Origin of the sequence: Microbacterium atlanticum (assembly GCF_015277815.1) — a bacterium.
Lineage (GTDB): Bacteria > Actinomycetota > Actinomycetes > Actinomycetales > Microbacteriaceae > Microbacterium > Microbacterium atlanticum.
In genome coordinates this window covers 1,899,130-1,914,702 of the sequence record NZ_CP063813.1, presented here as the reverse complement: position 1 = coordinate 1,914,702, position 15,573 = coordinate 1,899,130, and the positions used below count along the sequence as shown (strand labels likewise).

The window sequence follows — 15,573 nt, the reverse complement described above, 5'->3', positions numbered from 1 at the left end:
CATGGTGCAGCTGACGATGGCCAAGGCCATCAACGAAGGCCTCCGCCGCGCGATGGCCGACGACCCGAAGGTCCTCGTCATGGGCGAGGACATCGGCAAGCTGGGCGGGGTGTTCCGCATCACCGACGGCCTGCAGTCCGAGTTCGGGGCGCAGCGCGTGGTCGACACGCCGCTGGCCGAGGCGGGCATCATGGGAACCGCCGTGGGCCTGGCGTTCCGCGGCTATCGCCCCGTCGTCGAGATCCAGTTCGACGGGTTCGTGTACCCCGCGTTCGACCAGATCGTGTGCCAGGTGGCCAAGCTCCACTACCGCACGCGGGGCAACGTGACGATGCCCATCACCATCCGCATCCCGTGGGCGGGGGGAGTCGGCGCTGCCGAGCACCACTCCGAGTCGCCCGAGGCGTACTTCGTCCACACGTCCGGCCTGCGCGTGATCGCGGTCTCCAATCCGCAGGACGCATACGTCATGCTGCGGCAGGCGATCGCGTCGAACGACCCGGTGGTCTACTTCGAGCCCAAGCGCCTCTACCACACCAAGGGCGAGGTCGACCTCGACGTGCAGCTCGCCGACGCACCGCCCATGGGCCTCGCGCGCATCGCCCGGGAGGGTGAGGACGTGACGCTGCTCACGTACGGCTCGCAGGTGGCGACCGCGCTCGATGCGGCGACCGCGGCCGAGGACGACGGCGTCTCCATCGAGGTCATCGACCTGCGGTCGATCTCGCCGGTGGACTACCGCACGGTGACGGCATCCGTCCGCAAGACCGGTCGGGTCGTCGTCACGCACGAGGCCGCGCGCGAGGCGGGCGTGGGCGCCGAGCTCATCGCGAGCGTGACCGAGCGCTGCTTCAACTACCTCGAGGCGGCGCCGCAGCGCGTCACCGGGCACGACATCCCGTACCCGCCCGCCAAGCTCGAGAAGCACCACCTGCCCGACCTGGACCGCATCCTCGACGCCGTCGACCGCGTGATGGATCGCCCCAACAGCCTCTCGGGGGTGCTGGACTGATGCCGCAGGACTTCCGACTCCCCGACCTGGGCGAGGGTCTCCCCGAGGCCGAGCTCGTGCAGTGGATGGTCGCGGTGGGCGACACCGTGGCGCTGAACCAGACGATCGCCGAGGTCGAGACGGCCAAGGCCGTCGTCGAGCTGCCGTCCCCGCACGCCGGCACCGTCACCGCGCTTCACGCCGAGCCGGGCGATGTCGTCGCCGTGGGCTCGGTGCTCATCTCCTTCGACACCGCAGCGACGGATGCCGCGCCGCCGGCGCCGGTGCAGGCGACCTCCGCAGCACCGGCTGAGCCCGCTGCGCCCGCAAGCGAGGCAGGGCAGCAGGCCGAGCAGAGCGGCGCGAACGAGAAGGCCCAGCCGAACCTCGTGGGGTACGGCGCGGCGCCGCGTGCGTCCGCGCGTCCGCAGCGGCGGGCCCGCGTGGCCGCCTCCGCCGCCGCCGCGTCGGACACCGCCGTGCTCGAGGCGGCGCCGCACGATGCGATCCAGCTCGGCGATGTCGTCGAGCGCCCCGTGGAGCGGCCGCGGTCGACGCCTCCCGTGCGCAGGTACGCCAAGCAGCTCGGCGTGGACCTCGCCCTCGTCGAGGCGACCGGCGCCTCGGGCGTCATCACGCGCGCCGACGTCGACGCCTATGCGTCGCGGGTGGGGGTCGTCGCCGCCGAGCCCGCCGTGGCGGAGCCGGTCGAGACGTTCGAACCGCCGCGTCCCGCAGCCGGCGGCGGGCGCACGACGCGCACCCCCATCCGCGGAGTGCGCCGGCTGACCGCCGACGCGATGGTCCGCAGCGCGTTCACCGCGCCGCACGTCACCACGTTCCTGACCGTCGACGTCACGGCGACCAGCGAGCTCATCGCGTCGTTCAAGGGCGACCGCGCCCTGCAGGAGCACCGGATCGGCATCATGGCGGTCGCGGCGAAGGCCGTGTGCCTCGCGCTCGCCCGTCACCCCGGCCTGAACTCGCGGTGGGATGAGGAAGCCGGAGAGATCGTCGAGCACCACTACGTCAATCTCGGTATCGCCGCCGCCACCGGCCGTGGGCTCGTGGTGCCGAACATCCGGGATGCTCAGGAGCTGAACCTCGCGGAACTCGCCGACGCGATCCGCGCGCTGGCCGAGACGGCCCGTGCCGGCAAGACGGCGCCCGCAGACATGATGGGCGGCACGTTCTCCATCACGAACGTCGGCGTGTTCGGGGTGGACGCCGGCACCCCGATCATCAACCCGGGCGAGGCGGGCATCCTGGCTCTCGGCGCGGTGCGGCGCCAGCCGTGGGAGCACCGGGGCGAGATCGCGCTGCGTGACGTCATGACGCTGGCGCTGTCCTTCGACCACCGGCTCGTCGACGGCGAGCAGGGATCGCGGTTCCTGGTGGAGGTCGCCGACATCCTCCGCGAGCCGGGAAGGGCGATGCTGCTGCGGTGACCGACGCCGCCGCCGTGGCGGTCGCGCGCGATTCGCGGCGCGGTCGCCCGGCGGCGGCATCCGTTCACGACGTCTTCGGGTAGAACAGCCCCAGGCCGTGCGTCTGCAGGATGTCGAACGCCTCGGCGTACGTCTGCGGCTCGGGCGCGCCGGGCGGACCGTACTTCGCGAGCAGCAGGCCCAGCAGGCCCCGGCCCGGCGGGCTGAGCGGCTTGTGCTTGTGGGGCCCGTCCTTCAGATCGGATGCCTCGTCCTCGTGCGGGTTCGGCGGAACGTACATCGGATGCACCACCGGCCACGTCGCCGGGTCGCGCGGCGTCTCGAGGTTGACGACCGAGAAGAGGTCGTTCGCATCGGCGTCGCGTCGGGTGAGCGGACGCAGGCCGTGCAGCCTCGCGAGCGTGGCCATGACGGCGGCGTGATGCATTTCGTCGTGCACGATGGTCCCCGCGCGCGTGTACGCCGAGACCGCGATCGCGGGGACCCGCACGCCGAGCCGGTCGAACGCGAACCCCATCTCGCCCGGCGCGTCGTCGGCGAGCGGCGGCGTCGCCGGGGGAGGGGGGACGTGGTCGTAGGTTCCGCCGTGCTCGTCGAACGTGATGAGCAGCAGTGTGTTCATCGCGTTCGACCCGTCCGGCGTCGCCGCGGACTTCACGGCGTTGTAGACGTCGGCGACGAGCTTCTCGCCGTTGCGCACATCGGATACGGCGGAGTCTACGACGTCTTCGCCGTCGACGTCGCTCTGCCGCAGCGCGCCGAAGGGCGGGTGGAAGTCGTTGTGGTTGTACACCAGCCGCGGCTCGATGAACGAGTACGCCGCGAGGCGGCCGGCGGCGGCGTCGTCGTAGAACTCCGACATGTGCCCGAATCGTCCCGTGCGCCAGTACTGCTCGAGCACCGGCGCGTGGAGGATGCCGGTGAGCGAGACGAGCTGCATCTCGTCGAAATAGACCTTCCACGAGATGCCCGCCTCCTCGAGCCGGTTGAAGATCGTGGGCGCCGGGGCGGCGTCGAGCCACTTGTCGTAGCCGCCGCCGTGCTTGTTGGTGACGAAGCCGTGCGATGTGGAGGCGTGGAAGAACGACCGGTTGCAGTACGTCTGCGAGGGCACTGCGGCGAACCACGCGTCGAAGACGGCGAAGCCTTTGGCGAGGGTCGAGAGCACCGGCAGCTGCTCGGGCGAGAAGCCGCCCATGATGTGAGACGCCTCGTCAAGGGTGGGCGGTCTGCCGCCGCGCAGTCTCGTCAGATTGTTCCAACGCCGAGATCGGCGGAGCCCTCCCGGTATCCGAGCGCGTGTCCGACGGCCGCTCCCGCGCCCGCCCCGACCCCGCCGCCGACCACGAGCCCGGCCGCCGCGATCCCGCCGAGCTTGAGGAAGTCGCGCCGGGAGCTCTGGTCGGCCGCTGCGAGCGGCTCCGGTGCATGCCGGCCCGCGTGCGTCTCGGAGGCGCCGACGCGACCCGCCTCGCCGTCGTCGTCGTGCCCATGCCCCGCCATGGTGGGTCCAGAATAGGGCCTCGGCGGATCAGGCGGTGAGCGAAGCCTCGGCCATCGAGCGGAGGATGCCGCGCACGTCGCGCGAGCCGGCCCGCGACCGCGCTGCCCGAACGGTGTGGGGCGTCGAGTTGATGAGCCCGAAGCAGGCGTGCGCCCGCACCCGCAGGTCGTCTTCATCGCGGTCGGGATGCACGGCGGAGAGGATGCCGATCCACAGTTCGACGTACTCGCGCTGCAGCCGTCGCACGGTGTGGCGGTCGGACTCGCTGAGGCTGGCGAGGTCGCGGTCCTGGACGCGGATCACGTCCGCGTCGCGGAGGGCGAACTCGACGTGGAAGTCGATGATCGCCGCCAGCTGGGCGAGCGGGTCGTCGTGTGCGGCCAGGACGGCGCGTCCGCCCGCGAGCAGTCGCTCACTCACCTCGACCAGGATGGCGCCCAGCAGCGCCTGCTTGTTGGCGAAGTGCCGGTAGAGCGCCGGGCCGCTCACACCGACCGCGCCGCCGATGTCCTCCAGGCTGACGCCGCTGAATCCGCGCTCGGCGAACAGCGCCGCCGCCTCATGGAGGATCGTCGCGTGCCGGTCCGCCTTGGCGCGCCCGCGGTCGGTGCCACCGCTCGTCATCGTCACTCCGCTTGTCAATTCAGTTAAGGATCGCTAACCTGAAGCTCAGTTAGTGAACACTAACCAATCCGATCGCGCGCGGACAACCGGCGTGATCCGATCGTGACGTCGAAGCGGATGACACGGGAGGGCGAGATGAGCGTGCTGACCACCGCCGCGGTCCACGACGAGACCTTCGCGCGCACGCGGGACGCGCAGCACGGCCTCGCGGAGCGTCTGCGCGAGCGGCTCGCGGCGGCATCCCTGGGCGGACCGGCCGCCTCGCGCGAGCGCCATGTCGCCAGGGGCAAGCTGCTGCCCCGCGATCGGGTGACTCGCCTCCTCGACGAGGGGAGTCCGTTCGTCGAGATCGCGCCGCTGGCGGCCGAAGGCCTCTACGGCGGCGACGCGCCCGCCGCCGGAGTGATCGCCGGCATCGGGCTCGTGCACGGGCGCCATGTCATGGTGGTCTGCAACGACGCGACTGTGAAGGGCGGCACCTACTACCCGCTCACCGTCAAGAAGCACCTGCGCGCGCAGGAAATCGCCTTCGAGAACCGGCTGCCGTGCGTCTACCTCGTGGACTCCGGTGGCGCGTACCTTCCGATGCAGGACGAGGTCTTCCCCGACCGCGACCACTTCGGACGCATCTTCTTCAACCAGGCCCGCCTCTCGGCTGCCGGGATCCCGCAGATCGCCGCCGTGCTGGGCTCGTGCACAGCCGGCGGTGCGTATGTGCCCGCGATGAGCGACGAGACGGTGATCGTGCGCAACCAGGGCACCATCTTCCTCGGCGGGCCGCCCCTGGTGAAGGCGGCGATCGGCGAGATCGTGACGGCAGAAGAGCTGGGCGGGGGAGAGCTCCACGCCCGCCGCTCCGGCGTCGTGGACCATCTGGCAGAAGACGACGAGCACGCGCTGGAGATCGTGCGCGGCATCGTCGCGACGCTTCCCCCGCCTGCCGAGCCCGCATGGGAGGTCGCGCCGACGCGCGAGCCCGCGGTGGCGGCATCCGACCTGTACGGCGTCGTGCCGGTGGACGTCAACCAGCCCTACGATGTGCGCGAGGTGATCGCCCGCCTCGTCGACGGCAGCGAGCTGCACGAGTTCAAGCGCGAGTACGGCGACACGCTGGTGACCGGCTTCGCGCGCATCCACGGGCATCCCGTCGGAGTCGTGGCGAACAACGGCGTGCTCTTCAGCGAGTCGGCGCAGAAGGGCGCGCACTTCATCGAGTTGTGCGACCAGCGGGGGATCCCGCTGTTGTTCCTGCAGAACATCTCCGGTTTCATGGTCGGGCGCGATGCCGAGGCCGGCGGGATCGCGAAGGACGGCGCCAAGATGGTCACCGCCGTCGCCACGACGCGCGTGCCCAAGCTCACCGTCGTCATCGGCGGGTCGTTCGGCGCCGGCAACTACTCGATGTGCGGGCGTGCGTACTCGCCGCGATTCCTGTGGACGTGGCCGGCCAGCCGCATCTCGGTGATGGGCGGCAACCAGGCCGCCTCGGTCCTGGCCACCGTCAAGCGCGACCAGCTCGAGGCGCGCGGCCAGGAGTGGCCGGCCGACGAGCAGGCGGCGTTCGAGGCCCCCATCCGCGCGCAGTACGAGGAGCAGGGGGATCCGTACTACGCCACCGCCCGGCTGTGGGACGACGGCGTGGTCGATCCGCTCGACACGCGCGACCTCCTCGGGCTCGCCCTGGACGTGGTGTCGCGCACACCGCTTCCCGAACCGCGCTTCGGCGTCTTCCGGATGTGACGATCATGCATCACAGTGAGCCCGACCTGTTCGAGGCGGTCCTCGTCGCCAACCGCGGCGAGATCGCCCGCCGCGTGATCCGCACGCTGCGCCGCCTGGGCATCCGCTCGGTCGCGGTCTACAGCGACGCCGATGCCGGCGCGCCCCACGTGCACGAGGCGGATGCCGCCGTGCGCATCGGTCCGGCCGCGGCCGCGCGCTCGTACCTCGACGTCGACGCGGTGGTGCAGGCGGCGGTCGAGAACGGCGTGCAGGCCGTGCACCCCGGATACGGGTTCCTGTCGGAGAACGTCGCGTTCGCACGAGCCTGCACGGCCGCGGGCGTCGTCTTCATCGGCCCCGACGAGCGCGCGCTGGAGGTCATGGGCGACAAGATCCGCGCGAAGGAGCACGTCGCCGCCCACACCGTCCCGACGGTGCCCGGCTTCAGCGCGGCGGAAATGACGGATGCCGCGATCGCGGCGGCTGCCGATCGCACCGGCTATCCGCTGCTGGTGAAACCCTCCGCGGGCGGCGGCGGCAAGGGCATGCAGATCGTGCGCTCGGCCGGGGACCTCCACGACGCGCTGGCGACCGCCAGGCGGGTCGCGCGCGCCGCGTTCGGCGACGACACGCTGCTGCTGGAGCGACTGATCGAGCGTCCGCGCCACATCGAGGTGCAGGTGCTGGCCGACCGCCACGGCAACGTCGTGCACCTCGGCGAGCGCGAGTGCACACTCCAGCGTCGGCATCAGAAGGTCGTCGAAGAGGCGCCGTCGCCCGTGGTGGACGCCGCGACGCGGGCGCGCCTGGGCGCGGCGGCCTGCGCGGCGGCGGCATCCGTCGACTATGTCGGCGCGGGAACCGTGGAGTTCCTCGTCGCGGCCGACCGTCCCGACGAGTTCTTCTTCATCGAGATGAACACGCGGCTGCAGGTCGAGCACCCGGTCACCGAGCTGGTCACCGGGTTCGACCTGGTCGAGCAGCAGCTGCGCATCGCCGCCGGTCAGCCGCTCGCGTTCGCCCAGGACGACGTGCGCCTGAGCGGACACGCGATCGAGGCCCGCGTCTACGCCGAGTCCCCCGAGCGCGGCTTCCTTCCCGCGACCGGCGAGGTGCTCGCGTGGCGTCCCGCGCCGGACGCGAGGACGGATGCCGCGGTCGAGTCCGGCACCGTCGTCACGGCCGACTACGACCCGATGATCGCCAAGGTCATCGCGCACGGCGACGACCGCGCCACGGCGCTCGACCGGCTGGACGCCGCGCTCTCCGAGACGGTCGTGCTGGGCCTCGACACCAACATCGGCTTCCTCCGCGCGCTGCTCGCCGAGGACGAGGTGCGAAGCGGCGACATGGACACCGGACTCATCGACCGGATGCCGCCTCACACCGTCGCCGCTCCCTCCGGGACGGCACTCCGGGCCGCGGCATCCGTCGCGGCGTCCCCCTCGCCGGATCTCTCCGCCGCCGAGGATCCGCGGTCCCGCCCAGAGCCCCTGTCACCTGCGGCGACGGCGTGGTCGCTCGGCGATGACGGGCGTGCTCGGCATGCCGGGGCCGCGTGGCGCACCCTGGCCGGCTGGCGGGCCGGCGCGCCTGCGGCGCCGCAGGTGTGGCGCTTCGTCGACGACGCCGACGTGCTGCACGAGGTCGCCGCCGAGGGATATGGCGCTTCTGGCCGCTTCCGGCCGGGCGAAGCGGCCACTTCTGCCACATCCGTGGCGGCAGAGCCGGCTGTGGCGACGGCGGTGGACGCCGGCGGCGCCATCTGGGTGCACGCCGAGGGCGTCACGCACCGCCTGTGCCCGCTGACCCGCCGCGGGGCGATGGAGCGACGCCTGGCGGCCCGCGAGCGGGAGGCCGCGGCCGCCGATCCCGAGCTGCGCGCCCCGATGCCGGGCGCCGTCGTCGCCCTGCACGTCACCGAAGGCGCGACCGTCGCGGCGGGCGAGCGCATCGTCACGATCGAGGCCATGAAGATGGAGCACCCGGTCCTCGCACCCCACGACGGCGTCGTCCGACTCGACGTCGCCGTCGGCGAGCAGGTGCGCCGCGACCAGGTGCTCGCGCACGTGAGCGTCGCCGCGGCGGCGGACGCGGCATCCGACGACCCCCCACAGACCGACGCGGCCGCTCACCCGGCGACCGCGACCGCCTCCTGACACACCGAGGAGCAGCAATGGACGGCTACGACAACTACGACCTCAGCGACGACGAGCGCGAGCTCGCCGCGATGGCCCGCGAGTTCGCCGACGAGGTCGTCGCGCCGCGCTCGTACGAGGCGGACCGCACGCACACGCTTCCGATGGACGTCGTCGCGCAGATGGGGGAGCTGGGACTGTTCGGCCTGCCGTTCCCCGAGGAGTACGGCGGACAGGGCGGCGACTACTTCGCGCTGTGCCTGGCGATCGAGGCACTGGGCCGGGTCGACCAGTCGCTCGCCATCACGCTGGAGGCGGGCGTGAGCCTCGGCGCCATGCCGGTGTTCCGCTTCGGCACCGAGGAGCAGAAGCGCGAGCTCCTTCCCGACCTGCTCGCCGGGCGTGCCCTGGCGGGCTTCGGTCTCACCGAGCCGGAGGCGGGATCCGACGCCGGCGCCACCCGCACCACCGCGCGCCTGGAGGGCGGCGAGTGGGTGATCAACGGGTCGAAGCAGTTCATCACGAACTCCGGCACCGACATCACGCGCTTCGTCACGGTCACCGCCGTCACGGGGGAGGCCGACGGTCGCAAGGAGATCTCGACCATCATCGTCCCCAACGGCACGCCGGGGTTCACCGTCGAGCCGGGGTACGACAAGGTGGGCTGGCGCGCCTCCGACACCCACCCGCTCACCTTCCAGGACGCGCGGGTGCCCGAGGCCAACCTCCTCGGCGAGCGCGGACGCGGCTTCGCGAACTTCCTGCACATCCTGGACGAGGGCCGCATCGCCATCGCCGCGCTCTCGACGGGTGCCGCAGAGGGATGCCTGGAAGCAGCGATCGACTACGCCCGGAAGCGCACGGTGTTCGGCGAAGCCCTCGCGACGCGGCAGGGGATCCAGTTCCTCCTCGCACGCATGCAGCAGCGGGTGCACCTCGCCCGCCTCGCGTGGCATCACGCAGCCCGGCTGCGCGACGCCGGCAAGCCGTTCAAGACGCAGGCGGCGATCGCCAAGCTGACCGCGAGCGACGCCGCCATGGACAACGCGCGGGATGCCACCCAGGTCTTCGGCGGCAACGGGTTCATGAACGAGTACCCGGTGGCCCGGCACTACCGGGACTCCAAGATCCTCGAGATCGGCGAGGGCACCAACGAGGTGCAGCTCCTCGTGATAGCCCGGGCGCTGGGCGTCGCGTGACGGTAGCGTGGCACAGGTGACCTCCGACACGCACCCCGAGGGCGCGGCTCGGGCGATCGAGCAGCGCGGGCTGTACTACGACGAGCTCGAGGTCGGCGCCCGCTATCTGCATCGCCCCGGCCGCACCGCGACAGAGGCGGACAACGTGCTGTTCTCGTCGCTGACGATGAACACCCAGGCGCTGCACCTGGATGCCGCGTACGCGGGCGCGCAGCCGTTCGGTCAGCGGCTGATGAACTCGATGTGGACCCTGGCGACGATGGTGGGGGCATCCGTCTCCCAGATCACGCAGGGCACGCTGGTGGCCCAGCTCGGGCTGACGGACATCCGCTTCCCGGCGGCCCTCTTCCACGGCGACACGCTGTACACCGAGACCGAGGTGGTCCAGAAGCGGCCGTCGGCGTCGCGCCCCGGCCAGGGGATCGTGACCCTGCGTCACACCGGCCGCAACCAGCGCGGCGAGGTCGTCGCCGTGGCCACCCGGACCGCGCTGATGTGGTGCGCCCCCGCCGGCGGAGCGCCGACGGCCGGGGGACCGGCGGAGGAGGCGTCATGACGTTCGACCTGGGACCAGCGCTTCTGTTCTGCCCCGCCGACCGGCCCGAGCGGTACGAGAAGGCGATGCAGCGCGCGGACGCGGTCATCCTCGACCTCGAGGACGCCGTGGCACCCGCCGACAAGACGGCGGCGCGCGGGCACCTCATCGAATCCGAGCTCGATCCCGCCCGCGTCATCGTGCGGGTGAACCCGCCCGAGACGGCGGACTTCGCCGCAGACCTCGCGACGCTGTCGCAGACCGACTACCGCCGGATCATGGTCGCCAAGGCCGAGTCGCCCAAGCGCATCGGCAAGATCGACGCCCGATTCGACGTCGTCGCGCTCTGCGAGACCGCCAAGGGGGTCGCGCAGGCCGATCGCCTCGCGGCACTGGCCAACGTCTCGGCGCTCATGTGGGGCGCCGAGGACCTCGTGGCGAGCATCGGCGGCACCTCCAGCCGCAAGCCGAACGGCCGGTACCGGGACATCGCCCGCTACGCGCGGTCCCGTGTGCTCCTCGCGGCGGGTGCACGGGGCAAGGCTGCGATCGACGCTGTGCACCTCGACATCGACGGCATGAAGCGCCTCAGGATCGAAGCGACGGATGCCGCGGCATCCGGATTCCGCGCCACCGCCTGCATCCACCCGAGCCAGGTGGCGGTCATCCGCGAGGCCTACCGCCCCGACGAGCAGGCCGTGGCGTGGGCACGGGCCGTGCTGGACGCGGCCGCGGGCGAGCGGGGCGTGTTCTCGCACGAGGGGCGCATGGTGGACGAACCCGTGCTCCGCCACGCGCGCAGCGTCCTGGCGCGCGCGGGGGCGTGAGCGGGCCTCAGCCCGCCGGCTGCTGACGCCCGCGCTCGTCGGCGATCTCGCGGGCGATGCGCGCGACCAGGTCGTAGGGGAGGTCCTTCGAGTGCGGGAAGACGACCGAGTCCTTCTCGGCTCGGAAGGGCTGGATCTCGGCCTCCAGTGAAGCCGGCAGCGGCGGCACGGGATACAGCCCGATGTGCTTCTTCCAGCCCGCGAAGTGCAGCGCGTACCGGCCGCCCAGCATGACGGCGGCGATGCCGTAGCGCATCTTCTCCTCCGGCCTGGTGCCCGAGGATGCCGCGACCGCTTCCACGATCTCGCTTCGGATGCGGGTCAGCCGGGCGGCGACCTCCGGCGGGAAGCCTGCGATGTACTCGTCGACGGTGGCGGGAGGGGCCATGGCGCCGAGCCTAGGCCACCAGGCCCGCGTATGCGACGAGCCGCAGATGATCGCGCTCGTAGACGAAGTCGTGTGCCGAACCGTTCAGCAGCCGCTCGCCCTCAGGCGGCAGCTCGCCTGCGGTGGCGTGTCGGATCATCTCGCGGATGAGTGCGCCGTGACTGACGACGATGAGGGATGACCCCGCCGGCGCCGTCGCACGACGATGATCGCGCACCGCCCTGCCGAGGGCCTCGATGCCGCGCGCGCGCAGATCGGCCCACGGCTCGGCACCCGGGACCTCGGCGGTGTACCAGTCGCCCCACCGCCGGCGGAACTCGTCGATGCCCACGCCCTCCGCCTGACCGTACGCACGCTCTCGCAGCCCGGGGTAGGTCCGGGGCGCGGCGAGGCCGAGTTCGCCGGCGATGATCTCGGCCGTCTCGCGTGCCCGCAGGAGGTCGCTCGACACGACGGCCGGCGGCGTCGTGAGCGGGAGGCGCTCGCGGAGCAGGGCGGCGGTCGCGCGAGCCTGCGCGCGGCCGTCGTCGTTGAGGGGGATGTCGGTCGACCCCTGGATGCGCCGGTCCCGGTTCCAATCGGTCTCGCCGTGGCGGATGAGGATCAGCGCGGTCACGGTCCGAGCCTACCTTCGCGGCATCAGGCCAGGGCCGGGAGGCCGTCCGCGAGGAGGCGCAGCACTTCGCTGGTGCCTCCGTCGACCTTGACCGTGGCGCGCCCGTCGGCGCGCGTCTGCCCGCGGTTCACGATCACCACCGGGAGGCGCCGACGGCGTGCGCGCTCCAGGAGCCGGATGCCTGAGTTCACCACGAGTGAGGAGCCGGCGATGATGAGGGCTTCGCTGGTGTGCACGAGCTGCTCGGCCTCGCGGAACTTCTCCGCGGGGATGAACTCGCCGAAGAACACCACGTCGGGTTTGAGCATGCCGCCGCACACCGTGCACTCGGGCACGCGGAAGCCGTCGGTGCTGGCGGGCAGCACATCGCCGTCCGGGCCGAGCGGAACGTTCTCGGGCACACGGATCCAGGGGTTGTCGTCCTCGACGCGCGCCGCGAGGTCACGCCGGTCGAAGACCTGGCCGCAGTGGGTGCAGAACACCCGGCGCATCGTGCCGTGCAGCTCCACGACGCGCCGGCTGCCCGCGCGGACGTGGAGACCGTCGACGTTCTGCGTGATGACGCCGGTGGCCAGTCCCCGGTTCTCGAGGTCGGCGATGGCGCGATGCCCCGCGTTGGGCTCGGCAGCCGCGAACGCCTTCCAGCCGAGGTGGCTGCCGACCCAGTAGCGGCGCCGGGATGAGTCGCTGGCCAAGAACTGGTCCACCGTCATCGGCGTGCGTACGGGCGCACCCGCGCCGCGGTAGTCGGGGATGCCGGAGTCGGTCGAGACGCCCGCGCCGGTGAGCACCGCGATGCGGCGCCCGGAGAGCGTCGCGATCGCCTCGGCGACGGCATCCGTCGCGCGTGCGTCCAAACCGATCGCCGTCGAGGTCACGGGTCCCCCCTTCGCGGTCGAGTGTACGGCCCGGGCTTTACCGGGATGTTACGGGCCCGGAGGCGACCCGGCGCGGGCTGCTGCGCGCCCTCCGGCTCAGCGCGGGCCGACCGCGCCCGCCGTGGGACGATGGGATGCGATGGCTGCGACCTGGATCTCCGACGCCGCCGACGACCGGCTCGCCGACTACCGCGATCTCACCGACGTCGCGCTGCGGCGCGTCATCGAACCCGAGGGCGGCCTCTACATCGCCGAGTCCGCCAAGGTGCTGGCGCGGGCGCTCGCGGCGGGCCACCGCCCGCGATCCGTCCTCGTGCAGGAGAAGTGGCTTCCTGACGCCGAGGCGCTGCTCGACGACGAGGCGGTCCCCGTCTACGTCGTCACCGCGGAGATCGCGCAATCGCTGACCGGATACGCCGTGCACCGCGGGGTGCTCGCGTCGATGCACCGTCCGGCGCTGCCCGCGGTGGCCGACGTCCTCGCCGGGGCGCGGCTGGTCGTCGTTCTCGACGACATCGTCGACCACACCAACGTGGGCGCGATCTTCCGCGCCGCCGCGGGCCTCGGCGCCGACGGCGTGCTCATCGGTCCCCGCTGCGCCGACCCGCTGTACCGGCGCAGCGTGCGCGTGAGCATGGGCACGGTCTTCCAGGTTCCGTGGACCCGCCTGCCGGAGTGGGGACAGGCGCGCGAAGCGCTGCACGGCGCCGGCTTCGAGCTGGCCGCGCTCGCCCTCACCGACGACGCGGTGTCGCTGGACGAGTTCCGTCGCCGACGGCCGGAGCGGGTCGCGCTCATGCTCGGCGCCGAGGGCGACGGCCTGTCCCGCACCGCTCTGGAGGCGGCCGACACGGTGGTCACGATTCCCATGTCCGGCGGTGTCGACTCGCTCAACGTCGCCGCGGCCAGTGCCGTGGCGCTGTGGGAGCTGCGCCGACGCTGAGCTTCGACCGACGCCGGTGACGGACCCGGTGGGGCTCAGGCGCCAGGACGGACGGTGAGCTCGGTGAGGTCGGCGTCGCGGGGCAGATCCAGCGCGGCGAGGATCGTCGTGGCGACCGACGCGGGATGGATCCACTTGGCCGCGTCGTAGTCCGCGCCCTCCTGCTGATGCACCTTCTCCTGCATCGGGGTCGCCGTGCGGCCCGGGTACACCGTCGTCACCCGGATCCCGTTCGCGCGCTCCTCGTCGCGCAGCGCGTCCGCCACCGCGCGGACCGCGAACTTGCTCGCCGCGTAGGAGCCCCACTCCGGGTTCACCCGCAGACCGGCGCCGGAGTTGACGAAGACGACGTGCCCGCGAGCGATGCGCAGCGCGGGGAGCAGCAGTCGCGTGAGCTCGGCCGGTGCGACGGTGTTCACGTTGAGCTGGTGCTGCCAGGTGGCCACCGGCGTTTCGGCCACCGCACCGAGTTCGACCACTCCCGCGACGTGCAGGAGCGAATCCAGACGGGCCGGCATGCTCTGGTGCCCGAACGCCCACGACAGCCGCGCCGGGTCGGCGAGGTCGCCGACGAGCGTCTGCGCGCCCGGGAAGCGGCCGCGCAGCTGCGACGCGCGACCCGCGTCGCGCGCGAGCAGCCACAGTTCGTCGCCGCGCTCGGCGAGTCGCTCGGCGAGCGCCGCTCCGATGCCCGAGCCGGCGCCGGTGAGGAGATGCGTGGCCACGTCAGCCCTCCTCGTCCGGTGCGACGGCGGGATCGCCGACCGGCGGAGCCTCGCGCTGCGGCGGCGAGAACGCGATCACCGGCCGCGGGTCGGGGCGCTTGGCGGTGACCTCGTCGCCGGAGGACTGGTGGCGCAGGCGCCGAAGCACCCAGGGCACGAAGTACTCGCGGGCCCACACGAGGTCGACAGCGCGGGCTTCGCGCCACGTGCGGAGGGGAACGGGATCCGGCTGCATCGGCTGCAGGTCGTTGGGCACGTTGAGGGCGCGCAGCACCATGCGGGCCACCTCGTGGTGGCCCAGGGCGTTGTAGTGCAGGCGGTCGTCGTCGAAGAACCGCATGTCCTGCACCTCCTTCAGCGCCCACTGGTCGGCGACGATGCAGTCGTACTTGTCGGCGATCGCACGGATGTTCTCGTTGTAGATCGCCACCTTGCCCCGGATGCCGCGGAACACCGGTGTGAACGCCGTGTCGATGCCCGTGAACACCACGACGGTCGCGCCGTCGCGCGAAAGGCGCACCACGGCGTCCTCGAAGAGCTGCGCGATGGCGTCGGGGTCGCCGTTGGGGCGGATGACGTCGTTCCCGCCGGCCGAGAAGGTCACCAGGTCCGGCTTGAGCGCGATCGCCGGCTCGACCTGCTCGGCCACGATCTGGCCGATGAGACGGCCGCGGATAGCGAGGTTGGCGTAGGCGAAGTCCTCGACCTGATCCGAGAGCACCTCGGCGACCCGGTCGGCCCACCCGCGGAAGCCGTTCGGCGCGGACGGCTCGGGGTCGCCGACGCCCTCGGTGAACGAGTCCCCGATCGCGACGTAGCGGCGCCAGGGGTGCGGCCCGGCGTTCGCCAAGTACGGGGTGCGGGGATCTTCTCTCGTGGACATCGGTGTTCCGTTTCCTCGGCTCGTGACCGACACACAGGCTACCGCGCACTCCGGACGGCCCGCGGACGGGGCGTCGGCAGCCAGGAGGCGAGCAGCGGCGGCGACGATGTCGCGCGGGTCGTCTATGGTGGTGACTCGTCGTCTGCGGGGGA

Annotated in this window: 16 protein-coding genes; 8 read left to right on the top strand and 8 right to left on the bottom strand. The window is 72.2% G+C overall.

From position 1 onward, the window contains the following. The first annotated feature begins 1 nt into the window (after window position 1). Complete coding sequence (locus IR212_RS08650; RefSeq protein WP_194395552.1) at window positions 2-1,012, top strand: alpha-ketoacid dehydrogenase subunit beta; 1,011 nt, start codon at window positions 2-4, stop codon at window positions 1,010-1,012. Continuing rightward, complete coding sequence (locus IR212_RS08645) at window positions 1,012-2,439, top strand: dihydrolipoamide acetyltransferase family protein (protein ID WP_194395551.1); 1,428 nt, start codon at window positions 1,012-1,014, stop codon at window positions 2,437-2,439. The genes IR212_RS08650 and IR212_RS08645 overlap by 1 nt, the downstream gene beginning before the upstream one ends. Window positions 2,440-2,503: 64 nt before the next feature. On the opposite strand, the gene IR212_RS08640 is transcribed toward IR212_RS08645, so the two are convergent. From IR212_RS08640 to IR212_RS08635, 3 genes are read right to left on the bottom strand one after another with little or no spacing between them, the layout of a single operon-like run. Then, complete coding sequence (locus IR212_RS08640) at window positions 2,504-3,637, bottom strand: alkaline phosphatase family protein (protein ID WP_228479234.1); 1,134 nt, start codon at window positions 3,635-3,637, stop codon at window positions 2,504-2,506. A 50-nt stretch (window positions 3,638-3,687) separates the two neighbouring features. Further along, window positions 3,688-3,942, bottom strand: a complete 255-nt coding sequence (locus IR212_RS17065) for a twin-arginine translocation signal domain-containing protein (RefSeq protein WP_228479233.1) — start codon at window positions 3,940-3,942, stop codon at window positions 3,688-3,690. Between the two features lie 28 nt (window positions 3,943-3,970). Further along, on the bottom strand, window positions 3,971-4,567 hold the full coding sequence (locus tag IR212_RS08635; protein ID WP_194398603.1) for an SACE_7040 family transcriptional regulator: 597 nt from the start codon (window positions 4,565-4,567) through the stop codon (window positions 3,971-3,973). 135 nt (window positions 4,568-4,702) lie between these two features. Here IR212_RS08635 and IR212_RS08630 point away from each other — a divergent pair, with 135 nt between their 5' ends. Genes IR212_RS08630 through IR212_RS08610 form a run of 5 tightly spaced genes read left to right on the top strand, consistent with a single transcriptional unit; the run spans window position 4,703 to window position 10,988 of the window. Beyond that, window positions 4,703-6,307, top strand: a complete 1,605-nt coding sequence (locus IR212_RS08630) for a carboxyl transferase domain-containing protein (protein WP_194395550.1) — start codon at window positions 4,703-4,705, stop codon at window positions 6,305-6,307. Window positions 6,308-6,312: 5 nt separating this feature from the next. Beyond that, window positions 6,313-8,448, top strand: coding sequence for an acetyl/propionyl/methylcrotonyl-CoA carboxylase subunit alpha (locus IR212_RS08625; protein ID WP_194395549.1), 2,136 nt, complete (start codon window positions 6,313-6,315; stop codon window positions 8,446-8,448). Between the two features lie 17 nt (window positions 8,449-8,465). Continuing rightward, on the top strand, window positions 8,466-9,626 hold the full coding sequence (locus IR212_RS08620; protein ID WP_194395548.1) for an acyl-CoA dehydrogenase family protein: 1,161 nt from the start codon (window positions 8,466-8,468) through the stop codon (window positions 9,624-9,626). Window positions 9,627-9,642: 16 nt separating this feature from the next. Beyond that, window positions 9,643-10,182: a MaoC family dehydratase gene (locus IR212_RS08615; RefSeq protein ID WP_194395547.1), complete on the top strand. Its 540-nt coding sequence runs from the start codon at window positions 9,643-9,645 to the stop codon at window positions 10,180-10,182. Beyond that, window positions 10,179-10,988: an HpcH/HpaI aldolase/citrate lyase family protein gene (locus tag IR212_RS08610; protein ID WP_194395546.1), complete on the top strand. Its 810-nt coding sequence runs from the start codon at window positions 10,179-10,181 to the stop codon at window positions 10,986-10,988. Before IR212_RS08615 ends, IR212_RS08610 begins: the two co-directional genes overlap by 4 nt. Window positions 10,989-10,995: 7 nt before the next feature. Here the strand turns inward: IR212_RS08610 and IR212_RS08605 are convergent, their stop codons facing one another. Genes IR212_RS08605 through IR212_RS08595 form a run of 3 tightly spaced genes read right to left on the bottom strand, consistent with a single transcriptional unit; the run spans window position 10,996 to window position 12,870 of the window. Next, window positions 10,996-11,376: an iron chaperone gene (locus IR212_RS08605; RefSeq protein ID WP_194395545.1), complete on the bottom strand. Its 381-nt coding sequence runs from the start codon at window positions 11,374-11,376 to the stop codon at window positions 10,996-10,998. A 10-nt stretch (window positions 11,377-11,386) separates the two neighbouring features. Continuing rightward, a complete protein-coding gene (locus IR212_RS08600; RefSeq protein WP_194395544.1) occupies window positions 11,387-11,992 on the bottom strand; it encodes a histidine phosphatase family protein in 606 nt (201 codons plus the stop codon). Between the two features lie 23 nt (window positions 11,993-12,015). Further along, the gene (locus IR212_RS08595; RefSeq protein WP_194395543.1) at window positions 12,016-12,870 is read right to left on the bottom strand and encodes a Sir2 family NAD-dependent protein deacetylase; all 855 of its coding nucleotides are present in this window, start codon (window positions 12,868-12,870) and stop codon (window positions 12,016-12,018) included. A 139-nt stretch (window positions 12,871-13,009) separates the two neighbouring features. Here IR212_RS08595 and IR212_RS08590 point away from each other — a divergent pair, with 139 nt between their 5' ends. Beyond that, a complete protein-coding gene (locus IR212_RS08590; protein ID WP_194395542.1) occupies window positions 13,010-13,813 on the top strand; it encodes a TrmH family RNA methyltransferase in 804 nt (267 codons plus the stop codon). Between the two features lie 35 nt (window positions 13,814-13,848). Here the strand turns inward: IR212_RS08590 and IR212_RS08585 are convergent, their stop codons facing one another. Both IR212_RS08585 and IR212_RS08580 read right to left on the bottom strand, forming a co-directional pair. Then, the gene (locus IR212_RS08585) at window positions 13,849-14,538 is read right to left on the bottom strand and encodes an SDR family oxidoreductase (RefSeq protein ID WP_194395541.1); all 690 of its coding nucleotides are present in this window, start codon (window positions 14,536-14,538) and stop codon (window positions 13,849-13,851) included. A 1-nt stretch (window position 14,539) separates the two neighbouring features. Beyond that, window positions 14,540-15,421, bottom strand: a complete 882-nt coding sequence (locus IR212_RS08580) for an SGNH/GDSL hydrolase family protein (RefSeq protein WP_194395540.1) — start codon at window positions 15,419-15,421, stop codon at window positions 14,540-14,542. Between the last annotated feature and the right edge of the window lie 152 nt (window positions 15,422-15,573).

Bases quoted from the DNA above. Each gene is read 5' to 3' on its own strand.
- IR212_RS08650 (WP_194395552.1), top strand. From the start codon at position 2: ATGGTGCAGCTGACGATGGCCAAGGCCATCAACGAAGGCCTCCGCCGC.
- IR212_RS08645 (WP_194395551.1), top strand. From the start codon at position 1,012: ATGCCGCAGGACTTCCGACTCCCCGACCTGGGCGAGGGTCTCCCCGAG.
- IR212_RS08640 (WP_228479234.1), bottom strand. From the start codon at position 3,637: ATGGGCGGCTTCTCGCCCGAGCAGCTGCCGGTGCTCTCGACCCTCGCC.
- IR212_RS17065 (WP_228479233.1), bottom strand. From the start codon at position 3,942: ATGGCGGGGCATGGGCACGACGACGACGGCGAGGCGGGTCGCGTCGGC.
- IR212_RS08635 (WP_194398603.1), bottom strand. From the start codon at position 4,567: ATGACGAGCGGTGGCACCGACCGCGGGCGCGCCAAGGCGGACCGGCAC.
- IR212_RS08630 (WP_194395550.1), top strand. From the start codon at position 4,703: ATGAGCGTGCTGACCACCGCCGCGGTCCACGACGAGACCTTCGCGCGC.
- IR212_RS08625 (WP_194395549.1), top strand. From the start codon at position 6,313: ATGCATCACAGTGAGCCCGACCTGTTCGAGGCGGTCCTCGTCGCCAAC.
- IR212_RS08620 (WP_194395548.1), top strand. From the start codon at position 8,466: ATGGACGGCTACGACAACTACGACCTCAGCGACGACGAGCGCGAGCTC.
- IR212_RS08610 (WP_194395546.1), top strand. From the start codon at position 10,179: ATGACGTTCGACCTGGGACCAGCGCTTCTGTTCTGCCCCGCCGACCGG.
- IR212_RS08605 (WP_194395545.1), bottom strand. From the start codon at position 11,376: ATGGCCCCTCCCGCCACCGTCGACGAGTACATCGCAGGCTTCCCGCCG.
- IR212_RS08590 (WP_194395542.1), top strand. From the start codon at position 13,010: ATGGCTGCGACCTGGATCTCCGACGCCGCCGACGACCGGCTCGCCGAC.
- IR212_RS08580 (WP_194395540.1), bottom strand. From the start codon at position 15,421: ATGTCCACGAGAGAAGATCCCCGCACCCCGTACTTGGCGAACGCCGGG.